12 protein-coding genes are annotated in these 17,751 nt (G+C 57.9%); 2 read left to right on the top strand and 10 right to left on the bottom strand.

Annotated elements, in window-relative coordinates; translation table 11 throughout:
• Positions 1 to 11: 11 nt before the first annotated feature.
• Positions 12 to 620 (bottom strand): PepSY-associated TM helix domain-containing protein, encoded by a 609-nt coding sequence (locus tag AAFH99_RS09055; protein ID WP_043316842.1) that lies wholly within the window; start codon positions 618 to 620, stop codon positions 12 to 14.
• A gap of 346 nt (positions 621 to 966) precedes the next feature.
• Between AAFH99_RS09055 and AAFH99_RS09050 the strand changes: the two genes are divergently transcribed.
• The gene (locus AAFH99_RS09050; RefSeq protein ID WP_081847935.1) at positions 967 to 2,352 is read left to right on the top strand and encodes a Na+/H+ antiporter NhaC family protein; all 1,386 of its coding nucleotides are present in this window, start codon (positions 967 to 969) and stop codon (positions 2,350 to 2,352) included.
• Positions 2,353 to 2,356: 4 nt separating this feature from the next.
• Here AAFH99_RS09050 and AAFH99_RS09045 read toward each other — a convergent pair whose 3' ends face one another.
• The 9 genes from AAFH99_RS09045 to AAFH99_RS09005 form a co-directional block, all read right to left on the bottom strand.
• Positions 2,357 to 3,052 (bottom strand): alpha/beta fold hydrolase, encoded by a 696-nt coding sequence (locus AAFH99_RS09045; protein WP_197023762.1) that lies wholly within the window; start codon positions 3,050 to 3,052, stop codon positions 2,357 to 2,359.
• Between the two features lie 112 nt (positions 3,053 to 3,164).
• Positions 3,165 to 4,397 (bottom strand): MFS transporter, encoded by a 1,233-nt coding sequence (locus tag AAFH99_RS09040; RefSeq protein WP_406827552.1) that lies wholly within the window; start codon positions 4,395 to 4,397, stop codon positions 3,165 to 3,167.
• Positions 4,398 to 4,463: 66 nt separating this feature from the next.
• Positions 4,464 to 7,595: an efflux RND transporter permease subunit gene (locus AAFH99_RS09035; protein WP_043316850.1), complete on the bottom strand. Its 3,132-nt coding sequence runs from the start codon at positions 7,593 to 7,595 to the stop codon at positions 4,464 to 4,466.
• Positions 7,596 to 7,599: 4 nt separating this feature from the next.
• Positions 7,600 to 8,574 carry an efflux RND transporter periplasmic adaptor subunit gene (locus AAFH99_RS09030; protein WP_043316852.1) on the bottom strand — a complete coding sequence of 325 codons (975 nt, stop codon included), beginning with the start codon at positions 8,572 to 8,574 and terminating at the stop codon, positions 7,600 to 7,602.
• Positions 8,575 to 8,852: 278 nt separating this feature from the next.
• Entirely contained in the window at positions 8,853 to 10,073 is a 1,221-nt protein-coding gene (locus AAFH99_RS09025) for an ABC transporter permease (RefSeq protein WP_406827551.1), read from the bottom strand.
• Positions 10,060 to 10,791, bottom strand: a complete 732-nt coding sequence (locus AAFH99_RS09020; RefSeq protein WP_043316861.1) for an ABC transporter ATP-binding protein — start codon at positions 10,789 to 10,791, stop codon at positions 10,060 to 10,062. Before AAFH99_RS09020 ends, AAFH99_RS09025 begins: the two co-directional genes overlap by 14 nt.
• The gene (locus AAFH99_RS09015; RefSeq protein ID WP_406827550.1) at positions 10,788 to 12,257 is read right to left on the bottom strand and encodes an efflux RND transporter periplasmic adaptor subunit; all 1,470 of its coding nucleotides are present in this window, start codon (positions 12,255 to 12,257) and stop codon (positions 10,788 to 10,790) included. The genes AAFH99_RS09020 and AAFH99_RS09015 overlap by 4 nt, the downstream gene beginning before the upstream one ends.
• Before the next feature lie 30 nt (positions 12,258 to 12,287).
• On the bottom strand, positions 12,288 to 13,610 hold the full coding sequence (locus tag AAFH99_RS09010) for an efflux transporter outer membrane subunit (protein WP_406827549.1): 1,323 nt from the start codon (positions 13,608 to 13,610) through the stop codon (positions 12,288 to 12,290).
• 285 nt (positions 13,611 to 13,895) lie between these two features.
• Entirely contained in the window at positions 13,896 to 16,304 is a 2,409-nt protein-coding gene (locus AAFH99_RS09005) for a TonB-dependent receptor domain-containing protein (protein WP_406827548.1), read from the bottom strand.
• Between the two features lie 265 nt (positions 16,305 to 16,569).
• Between AAFH99_RS09005 and AAFH99_RS09000 the strand changes: the two genes are divergently transcribed.
• Entirely contained in the window at positions 16,570 to 17,745 is a 1,176-nt protein-coding gene (locus tag AAFH99_RS09000) for an efflux RND transporter periplasmic adaptor subunit (RefSeq protein WP_043316872.1), read from the top strand.
• Positions 17,746 to 17,751: the final 6 nt, after the last annotated feature.

Raw genomic sequence — 17,751 nt, 5'->3', positions numbered from 1 at the left:
CAGTTTAATAATCAGTGAATAAAAACAAGCGCGATGACCAGGGGAATCAGAACCCCCAGGGCAGTAATTGGCCAGGTAGAGACCCGCCGGGAGGACTGCTGCCATAACAGCCAAAACCCGGTAAGGCAAAACACGATGCAGGCGACTGCAAAGAGATCCAGATACCAACGCCAGGCCGTACCGGTGTCTCGCCCCTTATGTAAGTCGTTAAAGTACGCGATCCAGCCGCGGTCGGTACTTTCGTAGATAAACTCCCCACTCTCAGTGTCCAGAGAAAACCAGGCGTCGCCGCCAGGGCGCGGCAGGGCCAGATAGAATTCTCCACCGTCCCACTCCCCGCGGCGCGCGCGCGGGATATGTATCTGATACTCCGCGGCAAGCCACTTCTTCAACACACCCGGGAGAATCCGCTGCTCCCTTCCATCGCTGGCAAGGTTGCGTACCGCCTCGATCAGAGCATCTGGCACCTGCCCTTCATGGCTGACAATTTCTGGCGTCGACGGAATTTCAGCGGCGTGATTCAACGTGACCCCGGTGACGGCAAACAACAACATCCCCACAAGACAGACAGCAGAACTAATCCAGTGCCACTGTCGCACCGACCCAAGAGAAAAAGCCACGTTGGTTCCGCCCCCGAAACTACTTATTCTGTACCTGAAAGTTTTGCGCCACGCCAGAGGTTCTTCTGAGAAGCGCTGGTTATAGCGTTTGCGGCAATCTAGCCGAAACACGGGTGAGCAAACCAGGAATGATAATGTATCTCATTAACAACATCAAAGACTTCCACGGCTGCGAAAGGTAAAAATCTGTAAAGAAACGGGCGCACAACGTCCCACCGTCATGCGATATAACGAGACTGAACCGCGAAACGCCCGCAAGTTCTTAGCCGGAGCTGCGATTACTGTTTAAAATTCGCGCCCTTTGATTCCTACACCAACGTCAAACCCAACGGTCAAAGCGGTATCAATGACTCAAAATTCAGTGCAACAGGCACATCCCACCTCCTCGCCCACACCCAAACCAACGGTACTTGCACTACTACCCCTATTACTATTCCTTGCATTGTTCGTTGGTGCTGGCCTCTGGTATCAGTGCCAGGGCGTTGAGATGGCCTTCTATCAGGTATCCGCACCAGTGGCGATTCTGCCGGCCATTGCCCTGGCGATCCTGCTCGCCCAGGGTTCCCTAAGCCGACGTATCGATACCTTTATCCAGGGTGTTGGTGACCCGACCATTATCACCATGGTGCTGATCTACCTGCTCGCCGGCGCCTTTGCCAGTGTGGCCAAGGCCGTTGGCGGTGTGGATGCCACGGTGAATTTTGGCTTGAGCGTTATTCCACCCACGCTGGTGCTGCCTGGGCTGTTTCTGATCACTGCCTTCGTGGCGACTGCCATGGGCACCTCCATGGGCACCATCGCCGCCATCGCGCCCATCGCGGTAGGCCTCAGCGATGCGACGGAGTTGCCGATGCTGCTCGCCATCGGCACCGTGGTGGGCGGGGCCATGTTCGGTGACAACCTGTCGATTATTTCCGACACCACCATCGCCGCCACCCGCACTCAAGGGGTAAAGATGCGGGATAAATTCCGCATGAACCTGCTGATCGCCCTGCCCGCCGCGGTGGTCGCATTGATCTGGCTGTACTTCTCCGGCACAACCGCGCAGGTAACGGCGCCGGGGGACTACGAACTGATTCGGGTGCTGCCCTATATCGTGGTGCTGGTACTGGCGGTCAGTGGCGTGAACGTACTGCTGGTACTGTTTATCGGGATTCTGCTGGCGGGCGCCATTGGAGCGGGATTGCAGCCGGACTATTCCATTGCGGCTCTGTCCAAGGATATTTACGCGGGCTATACCGGTATGCAGGAGATTCTGATTCTGTCGCTGATGATCGGCGGACTCGGCGCCCTGATGCACGCCGGTGGTGGACTGGCCTGGCTGGGCCGAGAGATCGACAGAATCAGCCAGCTTTGCAGCCGCGGTAAGCCCGGGCGCAAAACCGGCGAGCTGGGTATCAGCACCGCGGTGGCGCTGACCAATGTCTGTACCGCCAATAATACCGTGGCTATCTTGCTGACTGGGCAGCTCGCCAAAGATATGGCCAACCGCTACGGCGTGGATCCCCGTCGCAGCGCCAGCCTGCTGGATATTTATTCCTGCACCGTGCAGGGATTGCTACCGTACGGTGCACAGATACTGCTGGCATCGTCTTTGGCAAAAGTCTCGCCGCTGGCATTGGCGGGCAGTATTCACTACTGCTGGCTGCTGGGGATCAGTGCGTTGATTTCCATTTTGACCGGGCTGTTCAGCAGCCGGTCTACAAAAAAGTCGGCCGCAGACAAAAACTAATTCGTTATCTTTGCTGACCAAACCAGCGCTGAATGGATTCAGCAAGCGCCTGCGGCTGCTCCAGCGGAATCATATGGCCGCATCCTTCGATCAGCTGAAGCTCGGCATTGGGAATTGCCACCGCCAGTTCTTCTGCTTCTTCCAGTGAGCGCAGGGCATCGTTTGCGCTGGCGATCACCAGTGTCGGGCAATCAATTGCTGGCGCCGGAACCTGAGAGCGATCCAGCGCCGATTGCGTTGCCAGTGCCCGGTAGCCCAAGCGGCGACTCATTTCCTTGATCCTCGCAACCAGAGCCTTGTCTGCGACATTATCCGGGTGCAGCGAATGGGCAATGGTGCTGTTGCTCAGTCCCCGGAATCGCTCCGGGGTTAGCGCCTGCACCGCCTGCATTTTCGTTTTCCTCTGCTGTGTGGTGTCGTCACGCAGCGAGCTGGCAACAAGCACCAACGCTTCCACCCGCTCCGGATAATCCGCAGCCAGCTGCCTGGCGATATAGCCACCGAGAGAGAATCCGATCAGGACAAATCGTTGCGGCAGGCGGTCGGCAATGTCGGTCGCCATATCGCGAATGGTTGGACCGTCGCCGAGAGAAGCGGTATGAACACTCCAATCTCGGGGCAGATAATCCCGAAAGTCATCCCACAGTGTTTCATCCAGCATAAAACCGGGAATAAGGGCAATTGAGGCGGCGGTACTCACGGGATTCTCCATTCAAAAAATTCAGTGTTTAGCAGGCTGCCGAAACACCCCTGGCGTGGTCTGAAGCGTGCAGCTGTTGTGTCTTGTCTCGACGGGCAGGTGGCCCCTAGAGTCAAGGCGCATCAGATGTGTGTTTCAGGCCGCGCCCTCCCAGTGGGAAAAAGCGGCTGCGCCACATTACGCCAATACAGATCAACGTACACAACACGCCACTGATTATCGCCACCGCCGGGAGTCCGGTTACCTGCGCCAGAGCACCGAGGATCGACGCTCCCAGTGCCGGGCCGGCCACGGTGATCATCCCCCAGATACTGACCACACGACCGCGAAATGCGCTGTCGAGATCCGCCTGAAGTGCCGCCTGCATGCCAATACTGGCAAGGGTCGACATGGCGGCGATGCCAAAGATACTGAGTGCGGCCAGTAAAAACAGGCTGGAGAAACCAAGCAGCGCCACAAACAGTCCCTGCAGTGCACAGCCCACCGAAATGAAAGTCACCAGGGTGCTGCGCCTGGTCGTTCCGGACAGCAGTACCCCCGCCACAATGCCGCCGGCACCGGCTACCGCCATCAGGGTGGCGAGCCCGCTGCTGCCGCGCTCGAAGACGCCACCGGCAAACGCCGGTAACAATTCCAGCACACCGCGGCCGAAGGCGGCAATGGCCACCGAGAGCACAAACAGCTCAAGAAATTTCGGCACGCTGTTGATATAACGCAGCCCTTCCAATAGCTGGAAGAAGACACCGCCGCCCTTGCTGCTGCGGGCCGTCGGGCGGATATACACCACCAGAAGGGAAAACAGCGTACCGAGAAAAGTTAGGGTATTGATCAGAGAGGTGCCGCCAACGCCGATGGTACTGATGGAAATACCACCCATTGCCGGCCCCACCACACGGGTGACATTGAACACCACGGCATTGAGGCTAATAGCCTGGGTCAGGTATTCCCGCGGGGCAATATCGTGAATCAGTGTCAGCCGGATCGGCTGATAGGCGGCGTTGCCAATACCCAGCAATACGCAACAGGCGAGCAGCGCGTGAATATTGAGGAAACCCATCGCGTGGGTAACAAAGAGTCCGGTATTAAGCAGGATCTGCACCAGCAGGCAGACGATGGCATAGCGCCGGCGATCCATGCGATCGATCAGCACGCCGAACAGCGGCGCGATAAATACCAGAGGCAGGTACTGGGCGAGCACGATAAGGCCCACCCAGCTTGAGGATTCCGTCAGCTCCCACGACAGCCAGCCGATGGCCGTGCGCTGCATCCAGGTACCAATCCAGGAGACGGTATTCCCGCCCAGGTACAGCGCGTAGTTGCGGTCTTTCAGTACCTCAAAGGCCATGATGCGACTTCAGTTTCTGATAGAAATTGAAGCATAACGAATTTTCGCACTCGACAAGACCGAACTTCACCCCTTCAGCGCATCTTCCAACTCTGTATCCAACAAACTGCTTTCCACCGAGCGCGGCTTGTGGAATCGACCGAGGCCGAGGTACACCACCGGTGTGAGATACAGGGTAAACAGCGCGGCAAGCCCCAGGCCACCAAACATTACCCAGCCAATGGCGGAGCGCGCTTCCGCGCCGGGGCCGCTACTTAAAATCAACGGCAAACCACCCAGCACGGTGGACAGCATGGTCATGGCGATGGGACGCAGGCGCACCCGCGCCGCTTCAGTCACGGCGTCATAGACACTGTGGCCTTTGTCCCGCAACTGATCGGCAAATTCCACCAGCAGAATCCCGTTCTTGGCCATCAACCCGATCAACATCACCAGTCCGATCTGCGAGAAAATATTGATGGTGGTGCCGGTAAAAAACAGTGCGTACACCGCCGCAGCCAAACCGAAGGGTACGGTAACCATCACAATCACCGCACTGCTGACACCTTCAAACTGCGCGCACAGCACCAGGAATACCACCAGTGCGGCAATGGCGTAGGTCATGGCCACTTCACGGGAGCTTTCTTCCAGGGAATCTGCCTCACCGAGAAACGCGAGGCCGATATCTTCCGGCAAAATTTCGTCTGCCAGTTTCTGAATATCTTCCACCGCACTTGCCAGGGGATAACCCGGCTCCAGGCCCGCGTCGATCTCGATAGCGCGGCGCTGACCCTGGCGGTCCAGTTCGGCGGCGACACTTTCTTCGCGCAGTTTCACCATACTGGACAGTGGCAGCAGGTCACCGCGCTCACTTTTCACATAGAGATTCACTAGGTCTTCCGGCGAGGAGACGGTGGTGTTGGACGTTTCCAGCATGATGGGCACCGCCTGGTCACCCACATTCAGGTCCACTACATCGAGGCCATCCACGACGGTGCGCAAAGTCGTCGCGATACTGTCCAGGGGCACACCGAGATCCGCTGCGCGGCGGCGATCAATTTCGATAGAGAGTTGTGGCTGCGTGGGCCTGTAGCTGATTTCCGGGCGACCGAAGTGCGGCAGCCGATCTTCCATGGCACGGGCCAGATCTCTGGAGGCCTGATAAATACGTCCGTAATCGTTCCCCAGCAGTGCCACCTCAATACCACCACCGCCGCCACGTAACGACAGGCTATTGGGGCTGCCTACGCGGATACGGGCACCGGGGATTGCCTCCAGTGGGCCCTGGATTTCCCGCTTGATATCCTGCTGCGAAACCGTGCGATCATCCCAGTCCGCCAGTGGCAAGGTAATCTGTGCGCGGTTGGGATCCCACTGACCAATCTTGGTCATGATATCGGTGATATCACCGCGCTCTACCAGTGGCCGCACTACATCCTCGATATGTTCCGCCTGACGGGCGATATAGTTCTGCCCTACCCCGTCGGGTCCGGTGGCATTCACGTAGAGAATGCCGCGGTCTTCCGATGGCAACAGCTCTTTGCCGATCACCGTGTACAGGGCACCGGCGCCCACCGCGAGCAACATGGCCACCGCAAAACTGATCCAGCCGCGGCGCAGGCAGGCTTCCAGACTGCGCTGATAAATGTTCGCGAGACGTTCGCCCAGTGCCGCAATCCGCTGGTAGATTTTATTGCCGCCTTGGGACTGCTCGTTGCGGGTGACCCGCGCGGTGAGCATCGGCACCAGCGTCAGCGCCACAATGGAAGACAGTGCCACGGCGGTCGCCAGTACCATGCCGAATTCACGGAACATACGCCCGGCGGTACTGGGCAACAAAGCGATGGGAATAAATACGCTCACCAGCACCGCAGTGGTAGCCAGCACCGCAAAAATGACCTGGCGCGTACCGAGCACTGCTGCCGCCCGCGCGCCCATGCCCATTCCACGCAGGCGCTGAATATTTTCCAGCACCACGATCGCATCATCCACCACCAGGCCGGTGGCCAGCACAATGGCCAGCAGGGTCAGGATGTTGATGGAGAAACCCATCATCCAGATGCCCGCCAGCGTGCCGATCAGTGCGATCGGAATAGCGGTACTGGGAACCAGGGTGGTGCGGATATTGCCGAAAAACAGCCAGATGGCGGCGATCACAATCAGCACCGTGTAGAACAGGCTGGTGACCACTTCCTTCACCGACCCCTTGATAAACACGGCGCGGTCTTCGGTGACGGTGATAGAAAGATTGTTGAAGCGCTTGTTCAGGGACGCAACTTTGCGATGCACCGCATCGCTGATTTCGATGGTATTACTCTGTGCCTGGCGCACCACCCCCAGACCAATCACCGGGCGATCATTCAAGTACACCAGGGACTGCACATCTTCCGGTCCGAAGGACACGTGGGCCACATCGCCGATACGGATATCGCCGCGGACAGTGGTTTCACGCACCTGCTCTTCGGTCACCGTGGACGCGTCGGTGCGCACCAGTAACTGCTGATCCACGGAATTGAAACTGCCGGAGGGCACATCCAGCGGCGCGTTGCGCAGTACGTCGGCCACGTCGCTCACCGAAAGGCCAAAGCTTGTCAGGCGCAATGGATCCAGCACTACCCGCAGTACTCGCTGGCGCTGCCCGGAGATGGGCACGTCCGCCACGCCGTTGATGGAAATCAGCTCGGGGACTATGTCTTTTTCGATGATGTAGGTAAGCGCTTCATCACGCAGGGTGTCGCTGGTGACCGCCAGTTGCACCACCGGCTCCGGCTGATCCGCGGCCTTGACGACCGTCAGCTGCTCCACATCACTGGGCAGGTTGCGCTCCGCCTGGCTGACCGCTTCGCGCACGTCGGCGGCGGCGGTATCCAGATCCACATTGGAATTGAATTCGATATGGATGCGGAAGCTGTTTTCCTCACTGGAAGATTCAATCTGGCGAATGCCGGAAACCCGCGCCACCGCGCCTTCCACAATACTGGTGACTTCGGAATCCAGGGTTTCCGGCGAGGCGCCGGGCAAGGTGCCGCGTACAGAAACGATGGGCACATCCACATCCGGCAACTCACGCACTTCCACCGCGCTGAACGCAGCGATACCGGCAATGGCAATCAGCAGGTTCAGCACCAGTACCAGCACCGGACGCCGGATGGCCAGAGAGGCGAGATCCTGTTTCGCGCTATTCGCGCTTACCTCAGCGGGTTTATTCTGATCGCGCATGGTATTAAAGCCCCGCGATATTGGTAACACGCAGGCCTTCGCGCATGCGTTGGGTACCTTCGGTAACCACCTGCATACCTTCAGGCAGATCGGACTCCACCAGAATGGCCCCGGGTACCCGCTGCACGATGGTGGCGGGAATCCGCGTGACTTTTTCGTCGTTCACACCCCACACAAACGCACCATCATTACCCCACTGCAGGGCCACTTCCGGAATCAGCGGATAGCGCCCGGCTTCCAGATTCAGCGTCACGCGGAAACTCATCCCCGGGCGCAGCAGATCGCGGTCATTTACCACCAGGGCGCGGGCCGCAAAGGTACGAGTCTCTGGATTGACGCGGCTGTCGATCTCTACCAGTTGACCGGTGTGATCCGCGCTGCCATTGGACCAGGTGGCGACGGCGATCTCCTGCCCCTGCTGAATCTGCCCAAGAAACAGTTCCGGCACCTGAAAGGTCACCAGTAATTTGCTTCGGTCATCGATGGTGGTAATCGCGGTGGTGGTATCTACGCGGGAACCGGGGTCGATATTGCTGATGCCCAGGTAACCGTCAAAAGGCGCCTCGATACTGCGATAGTCCAGCGCAACTTTCGCCCGATCGAGATTGAGTCGCGCGCGCTCGACCGCGCTCTGCGCATCGTCCAGCACGCTTTCGGTCACGGTGCCGGAACCGCGGGTACGCTGGTAGCGGTTGTGCAGGCGCTTGGCATCTTCCAGTTCCACACTGGCGATTTGTACCGCGAGACGCTGGTCGCGATCATCCAGGCGCACAATGGTCTGCCCGGCCTTTACCCTGTCTCCCGCCGCAAAGGTCACTTCCACAACCTCGCCGCTGACTTCCGGATGTACGGTGACGCTTTTCAGTGCTCTGGACGTGCCTACGGCTTCAATCCGCACATTGCGCGGCTGCCACTCCACTACCTCGGTCACTACCGGTTGAGCGGCCGGTGCCCGCTCGCCGTCAGCGGGCGCCTCCACATCTCGACTGCAACCCGAGAGAGTCAGGCAGATCGCAACCCCAGCAGTTAAAGCCCGGTAAGTTGAGAAGAAGTGAGCGGACAAGGGTGAGCTTGGCATTGAGAAATCACCAGGTTGGAAATCAGCTTTAATAACAGGTTAATAGCGGCCATTTATTCCGCTGATTAAAAATATTTATTCGATTGGCACTCCGGTACCGGCTGCCAAGACTACCTGCTCTCTATGACCGTTTCCATTTTCTGGGCGGTTTTCAAGTACGACCTATATGACCAATTTCATTACTCGTGCCGCAAAGCATCAATCGGGTCCAGCTGTGCCGCCCGACGGGCGGGCATATAGCCGAACAACACGCCAATTCCCGCAGAGAACACAAAAGAAATCAGGTTGATCGCCACGTCAAACCGGTATGGAAGCCCCATTAATAGTGACAACCCCACCGATGCGACGGTCGCAAGAATAATACCCATCAATCCACCCAGCGCGGCCAACACTACCGCTTCAATCAGAAACTGAAGAAGTACCTCCCGCTCCAGCGCACCAATGGCAAGACGAATGCCGATCTCCCGGGTCCGCTCGGTCACGGACACCAACATGATGTTCATGATCCCGATACCACCCACCAGCAGACTTACAGAAGCCACCGCAGCCAGCAGCCCGGTAAGTACCTGCGTAGTACCGGAGAGTGCGTCAGCGATCTGTCGGGTGTCGAGCACATTGAAATCGTCCTCTTCATTTTCCGACAGCCGGCGGCGTTCACGCATCAACTGGGTAACTTCCGCCTTCACCTGGTCAATCTGTTCCGCACTGACAACGGATACAAGAATGGTGTCGATATTGCGCCGGCTGCCCGCCAGGCGCCGTTGTACGGCACCGAGGGGCATAATTACCTTATCGTCCTGATCACCCATGGGCGCTTGCCCTTTGGATTTCAGCACGCCGATAATTTCACAGGAAAAATTTTTCACCCGCAGGATATCGCCCACAGGTGTAGCAGACTCGCCGAATAATTCGTCGCGAATGGTAGACCCGATCACACACACGGTAGACCCCATCTGCGCCTCTTCCTCACTGAAAAAGCGCCCGGCCTCCAGTTCCCAATTGGCGGCGGTGAAGTATTCCGTATTGCTGCCGACAACTTCCGTAGACCAGTTGTTGGAATAGGCCACGACAGTGGTACTCACTTCCAGCTCTGGCGCCACCGCGGCCACGCCAGGAATGTAGGAGCGAATCGCATCGGCGTCATCCAGCTTGAACGGCGGCGGACCAGAAGAGCCGGCACTGCCCGGCGGCCCGCGGCGGAATCGGCTCTGGCGGAGCATCAGCAGATTACTACCGAGTTTTTCCACCTGTTCGCGTACGGATTCCGTAGCGCCGTTGCCCAGGGTCACCATGGTGATAACCGCCGAAACTCCGATCACAATACCGAGCACGGTGAGGAAAGAGCGCAGGATATTGCGGCGCACTTCGCGCACCGCCAGCAGCAGACTACTCCACAACATTGGCGTACTCCCCCGTTTCTCGCACGCGCGATTCTTGCGTTTCGTCCCGGGCAACACGGCCATCGACAAAGTGCACCATGCGGCGTGCGTAGGCTGCCATTTCCTCTTCGTGAGTCACCATCAATACGGTGATGCCAATATCGCGGTTCAGAGAGACCAGCAGCTCCATGATTTCGTGACTACGAGATGTATCGAGGTTACCGGTGGGTTCGTCTGCGAGCAGCAGAGTGGGGCTGGTGACGATGGCCCGGGCGATGGCCACACGCTGTTGCTGGCCACCGGAAAGTTCCGCCGGGGTGTGGTGCTCCCACCCCGCAAGCCCGACCTGAGCCAGCGCACGCTTTGCGGCCGCGGCGCGTACATCGGCCGGTTCGCCGCGATACAGTAACGGCAATTCGACATTTTCCTGAGCCGAGGTGCGGGCCAGCAGGTTGAACCCCTGAAAAACAAAGCCGAGAAAATGCCGGCGCAACAGAGCGCGCTCATTGCGGGACAGCGATTCCACCTGTACATCGCGAAAGCGATAGCCACCGGTGGTGGGAATATCCAGGCAGCCGATAATGTTCATCACGGTGGATTTACCGGACCCACTGGGGCCCATCACCGCGACAAAATCGCCCTCTTCCACTATGAGATCGACACCGCGCAGCGCCTGAAATGCGGCACTGCCCTGGCCATAACTTTTGGTGACTCCGGAAAATTCCAGCAGTGCACTCATCCGCGCGCTCCTGTCATTCCGGTAATCACCTCAGCACCCTCTTCCAGGCGGCCGCCGATGATTTCTGTATAACGTCCATCGCTGATGCCGGTACGCACACGCACGGGTTTCAATTCGCCGTTTTCCATCACCCACACACGTTGTGGCCCGCGGTTGGACATAACCGAAGAAGTGCGCCTCTGATTGCGGTCACGTGAGCCACGGAATCCACGAGGAGGACCGGAAATCAGCTGGGAGAACACGCCACCGGGTTGATTATTCCCACTGCGCTGCCGCTCACCGTCTCCCCTGGTTCTCGCCCCCATACCTTCACGGCGAGGACGCTCACCATTTTCTCCGCGACGGCCACCGGCACCTTCACCGCCTTGCTCTCCACGGGGGGACATATCCGGCATCAACTCCGCTGGCGGGGTGAAACGCAGCGCGACGTTAGGTACAAGCAGAACATTTTCACGAGATTCCGTGGTAATCGTGGCTGTTGCGGTCATCCCCGGGCGCAGGGTCTGATCCGGATTATCTACGGACAGCAGCGTGGAATAGGACACCACGTTATCGACAATACTGGAGCCAAGACTCACACGGGTGACCGTGGCGGGATACTCCCGGCCAGGCCAGGCATCAACGGAAAATGTCGCATTCAACCCTTTGGACATCTTGCCGATATCCGCCTCGTCCACGCTGACCTCCAACTCCATTTTCGACAGGTCTTCAGCAAGGGTGAACAACACCGGGGCGGAAAGTGACGCGGCCACGGTCTGGCCAGGCTCCACCACGCGCGAGAGCACCACGCCATCCACCGGTGAAACGATAATCGCCTTGGCAAGATTGGTTTCTGCCGACGCCAGATCCGCAGAGGCGGATTCCACGTTGGCTTCGGCGACGGCAACGTCGGCCCGGGCACGTCTGTCCGCCGCCTCTGCGGCCTCCAGTTCAGCGCGCGATGGCAAACGACCATCGGTGGCCTCTCTCAAATCCAGTAAACGCTTTACGTTTTGTGCGGCTTCAATCTGCGAGGCCTCGGCCTGCTGCAGACTTGCCTTGGAAGACGCCAATGCCGCGGAACTTTTGCGCACCTGATCCTGCCACTGCACAGTAACCAGGCGGGCCAGCTCCTGACCTTTTTTTACCTGATCGTTGTAGTCCACGGAAACCGTTTCCACCGTGCCGGATACTTCGGTACCGATATCCACCTGATTGACCGGCTGCAGATTGCCGGTCGCGGTTACCGAGACCTCGAGATTACCACGACCGATGGTTGCGGTGCTGAACTGTGGCGTGCCGCCCGCGCTAAAGAAACTGCTCCATCCCCAGTAGGCCACTGCGGCCGCACCGACGACACCCAGTCCGATTTTATTGCGACGGGTAATGCTCGCACTCTTCCATCTCGATTTCAGCCCGGTAAAAAAACCGTGTCTATTGCCAGACTGCGCCAGCATTTCCTGAACCGACTGGTGGCGATCACTCATCGATTGATTCTCCATGTCTTTATTCTCGAATTACCAGCTGCCGGCAAGCGCGCGGTACAGATTGATTGCGGCCAGGGAATTGGCTACCCGGGCATGCAGCAGCGCTTCCTCCGCGCTTAACACCTGACGCTGGCTGTCGAGCACCGTCTGAAAGTTCACCGCACCAGCCTGGTAACGGGTAAAGGCCAGATCCAGGGTATCCCGCGCCATCACCAGATTCTCTGTCAATTGGGGAATTCGCTGTTCGCTGCTGACCATATCCACCTGGGCGTCCGCCACTTCACCGAGCGCGGTAAGCAGTGTTTTCCGATATTGATTTACCGCCTGCTCATGCTGCGCATCGCGCACGTTTACCTGCTCTTTCAGACGACCGCCATTAAACAGAGGTACGCTAATGGAGCCGAGCAGTGATCGGACAAGATTTGCGGAATCAAACAGATCCGCGGCATCCAGGCTGCTGAAGTTCAACGCGCCACCGAGTCGAAAGCTCGGATAGCGATCTGCTTCTGCCGCATCCCGGCGGAAAGCGGCCGCGGCCACCGCGTGCTCCGCCGCACGGAGGTCCGGGCGGCGACGCACCAGCTCGGCGTCAATTGACGGATTCCCGTGCAGGTGCGCCATATAGGGTACGCCGGTAACGGTGCGCAATTGCGCGATCAATGCGTCCGGCTCTTCACCAACAAGGAGCGCGAGGCTATGCATGGATTGGCTGACCACTTTTTCCTGTTCCGGTAACTGCGCCAGCAATTGCCCGACACTTAACCTGGCCTGAGTGAATTCCAATTCACTGTCGAGCCCGACTCTGTAGCGGGCTTCTATCAACTCTGCGGTTTCCCGCTGCGCAGCGAGATTGCGGACGAGAATATCTGCCTGTGCCTGGCCCTGACGTAGAGTGATGTAATTGGTGGCCACTTCGGCGGCCAGAGAAATCTGTATGTCCTGCAGACCGGCAGTCGTTGCCGCCAGGTCAGCTTCGGCGGCGCGAAGGCTATCGCGGTTACCGCCGAATATATCCAGCTCCCACCCGGCATCCACGCCTGCACCGTAGCTGCTGCGACCATCACTCTGGGATGCGGAAGTACTGCCATCCAGCTCGGGCTTCAAGGTGGCACCGGTGATCGCCGCCTGAGATGTGGCTGCCCGCACCGCAGCCTGGGCACTGTGCAGATCAGGATTGGCAGCAATGGCACGGTCGATCAGGTCAACCATCAGGGGATCGTCGAACTGCTGCCACCAGTCGGCCGTTACAACAGCGGTCTGCTCCGCCGATTCAATACTCGCCAGCGTCTGGGCGTCAGAGAATTCAGGCTCGGTGGACTCCGGAGCGGCATACAGTGGCGCTGGAGCGGCCATTGCGAACAGCAGGATTAACGTCGTCCGTTGACGGTAGGATAGTTGGCGCACGGTGAATAACAGGTTCTTGAAAAAGGGATCTACATGATGGCCGAGTTATCCGTAAAGAAGGGTTAACCCGATGTAAATTACGTTAAAAATACCGGGAATAGACCTGTCGATTTACCAAAAAAAAACCGGCGGTTATCCATAACCACCGGTATTTTTTGGCCGATACCCACTGCCACTGAGGCAGGTATCGCAATTGGTCGAGCAATACACCAAATGGTGCTTCACCCGGCCCGATCAGAAGGACACGTTAACGCCCACCCAGAAGCTTCGTGCTTTGTCCTTCACGTTGTAATCATCGGTAAAGACCACTTCGCTGACTGCACCACGGCCCGACGCATAGGTGTAAACACCATCGCCGTTGAGATCGGTATAGGAGGTACTGTACGAAGTGAAATCCTCATCCAGCAGGTTATTGATGCGGCCGTTCACAGAGACGTACTCGTTGATCTGCAGCTGTGCACCCAGATTCAATACCTCGTAGTTTTCAAAGTACAGGGGCTTGTCGAGCACGTTATCCCAGCTGCGGTAGCGGTCGGAGCGCAATTCGGCCTGCAGATACACAGAGAGATCGCCCGTCGCCTGCCAGTCCAGCGTGGCATTGGCCATGTGCTCTGCGGTGTTGGTAAGCGGCTGCCCTTCTTCCGGACCACTTAATTGCTCACTGTCAGTCCAGGTATAGTTGGCGCGCAAAGACCAGTCTGCCGCCAGAGATACCTGCCCAGCCAGTTCCAGACCACGGATTTCCACCTCATCCACATTGATTTTCTGGCTATAGGACTCGTACCCCAGAGAGTCATATTCACCCAGGTTCACACAGGGGCGAACACCACCGGTGCGCTCACAGCTGAAGATTGTGTCGCCACTGGCAATCTTGTCTTCGAAATCTGTCTGGAACAGGGTAGCGTTGAAGTTGTGCGCCCCTGATGGCGCACTCCAGTAGACTGCAATTTCACTGTTTACGCTGGTTTCCGGCTTCAGTTCCGGGTTACCTGCGAACGGCGACGTGCCCTGGCCACCAAACCCGGTAATCCCGTCGTAGAGATCAGTGGTTTGCGGGGTCTTGTAACCGGTGCTGACGCCACCTTTTACGGTCCAGCTATCGGTCAGCGAATACACGCTGTAAAGGCGCGGCGAGACCTGGCTTCCGAAAGTGTCGTGGTTGTCGTAACGCACACCGGCGGTAAGGGTCATGTCGCCAACCGGCGTCCAGTTGTCCTCAACAAACAGCGAGTACATTTTCTGTTCCTGAACACCCCCGGCCGCGTTGTCTTCAATACCGAAAACATCGTCTTCCAGCTCACCATCAATCACCTGGCCACCAATCACCAGCATATGCTCTCCCAGCATATTGCTCAGGGGGACATCCAGGCGCGCATCCAGAGTGTACTGGTTGCTGGCCAGGGTACGCTGCGGGCGCGGCAGAAAAGTGGCTTCTGCCAATGCTTTGCGCGCGTCTTCATCCATGCCGGCGTATTCACCGGTGCCGTCATACATTTCCTGAAGTTCAAGACGTTCGGCTACGGTAAACGGAAGGGTACGGCCTTCATTGTTGGTATCAACAAAGCTCAGAGAGACGCTGCTGGTGGCGAAGCCCCAATCCCCTTCGTGGCTCAGGGACCACCAGTCGCGGGTAAACATCTGATCGGCCGCGTAACCAGTGCGCGGCTGAACCTGGCCGCCACTGTCGCGCCAGACAGACTCGATATTGTCTTTGGTACCCAGTGGATAAGTAATTTCACCGGTATTGATATCAAAGGTGGGAGTGTTGTCGTAAGACTGCTCAGAGGTGTCGTAGTTGAAGCGCACAAACTGGTTATCGCTGGCGCTCCAAGACAGGCTGAAGCCGAACTGTTCGGCAGTGCTGTCCACAGTGCGACCTCCACTGCCGAAACCCATTGAGCGCACGTGTATTCCGCCACTCGGATCAACCGCGGGCTGGAATTCCGGACTTGAGGCCATCTGCTCGTACACACTGCCATGCAGGCCGAGGGTCAGCACACCGGGAACAATCGGCCCGACCACATTGAAATCCGTGGTGATATCATCACCAAAATCGTCATTGGTCTGCAGACTGCGGCCGTACGTCATACCGCCGCCCCACTCTTCGGTGTGGCGCTTGGTGATCACGTTGATGACACCACCCAGTGCATCCGCGCCATAAAGGGTGGACGCGGGGCCGCGAATCACTTCGATACGCTCGATGGTGTCCTGGGGGGGAATATGGTTGAACTGATTTCCACCAAAGTTATTCGGATAAATATCGCCATGATTGTTCTGACGGATACCATCAATCAGAACCAGCGTGTATTCACCGGTGAGGCCGCGCATACTGATGGAGCCCTGACCGGTCTTATCCCGGGTACTGCCGATATCGACGCCTTCCTGGTATTTCACCGCATCCAATAAATTGGTGAACTGACGTGTCTTCAGATCATCGGCACTGATCACCGAGATACTGGCAGGCGCGTCGGTTATTTTCTGCTCAAAGCCGGTCGCGGTTACCACCACGGTTTCCATACTCGCGTCGGAGGCAGATTCCGTGGCAGCGGCGTCATCAGCCTGCGCTACTGCCGCCACCTGACTCGCCACAACAGCGGCCGCCAATAAATTCCATTTAAAACCCTGGCTCTTGATGCCCTTCATCCTTTCAAACCCCTTTTCTAATCATCCTTCGCGTCGCTGCCAGGTCAGCCTTTGGCCACCCTGTCATCGACCACCCCGTAAAACATGATGAACATGCTGTAAACTTGATGCGTAATGATAATGATTATCAGGTGCCCGTCAATAACTATCTGAGAAAGTTCCCCGCGCCTGCGAAATTTTTTTCCACCCTCCTGCATCCATCTAGGTGCACCACCCCGTCCATCAGGCAACCCCCTAAAAACTACGCAACAAAACTGCGAAAAAAATGAACAGAAAATCATTGAAAGTGATGGCACCGGTACTGGTACTCGCGGCAGCCTTTGGCGCCGTGCAGTGGATGTCAGCGGCAAAACCGCAACCGGAGAAAAAAGAAGAAGAACAGCGCCTGGTATCCCTGGTTACGTCACCGGCTCGCGCGCAGCCGGTTCAGCTACAGGTCACCACACAAGGAGAGGTGCGCGCGCACACCGCTATTAACCTCACACCACAGGTGTCAGGACGCATCACCGCCATCGCAAACAGCTTTGCCGAGGGCGCTGGATTCGAGGCCGGTGAAACTCTGATTCAATTGGATGATGCCGATTTCCAATTGAACGTCGCCCAGGCCAAGGCCCGGGTTGCCCAGGCAGAAGTTCTTTTGTTACAGGCAAAAGCCGCCGCGGATATCAAACGCCAGCAGTGGCTTGGCCTGAACCCCAATAAAGAACCCACCCCGCTCCAGGTAAACAAACCTCAGATGCTGGAGGCCGAAGCCAACCTGCGTGCCGCCAAGGCCGAACTGGCGGACGCGGAACTGAATCTGGCCCGCACTCAGATCCGCCTGCCTTACCGCGGCCGTGTGGTGAGCCGGGATGTGGGCGTCGGCCAGTACGTGACAGCCGGCACCTCCCTGGGACGCATATTTGCGACAGATCGCGTTGAGGTAAGACTTCCGCTGACCGACAGCCAATTACTGGAACTCGATCTTCCACTCGGCTTTGTTGCCAGCGAAGAGACACCGGGCCCAGCGGTGACCCTTTCTGCCCTGGTGGGAAACCACGAACAACGGTGGCAGGGCCATATCGTGCGCACCCAGGCCAGTATCGATCCTCAAACCCGCCTGATCTATGCAGTAGCAGAAGTGGAAGATCCCTACGGCAAAGGTGCCAGTGACGGAGTGCCGCTGGCGGTGGGACTGTTTGTTACCGCACAGGCGGAATCTACCGCCCAGCGGGACGCCATAGTAGTACCCCGGGAAGCCCTGCGCAGCGCCGATAAGGTCTATGTGGTAGACGACAATAACCGCCTGGATATCCGCACCGTTGAAGTGCTGTCCACTGCCGACAATCGCGTGGTGTTGGCCGCCGGTGTTGCCGATGGCGAACGCGTGGTGACCTCCACCGTCGCCAATCCCGTGGACGGTATGGAAGTGCAACCCATCACCCAACTGGCCCGCCGCTAAGGAAGC

Origin of the sequence: Microbulbifer sp. ARAS458-1, from assembly GCF_045348205.1 — a bacterium.
In the GTDB taxonomy this organism is placed as follows: Bacteria; Pseudomonadota; Gammaproteobacteria; order Pseudomonadales; family Cellvibrionaceae; genus Microbulbifer.
The sequence above is the reverse complement of the archived record's forward strand: the minus strand, read 5'-3'. Positions and strand labels throughout refer to the sequence as shown.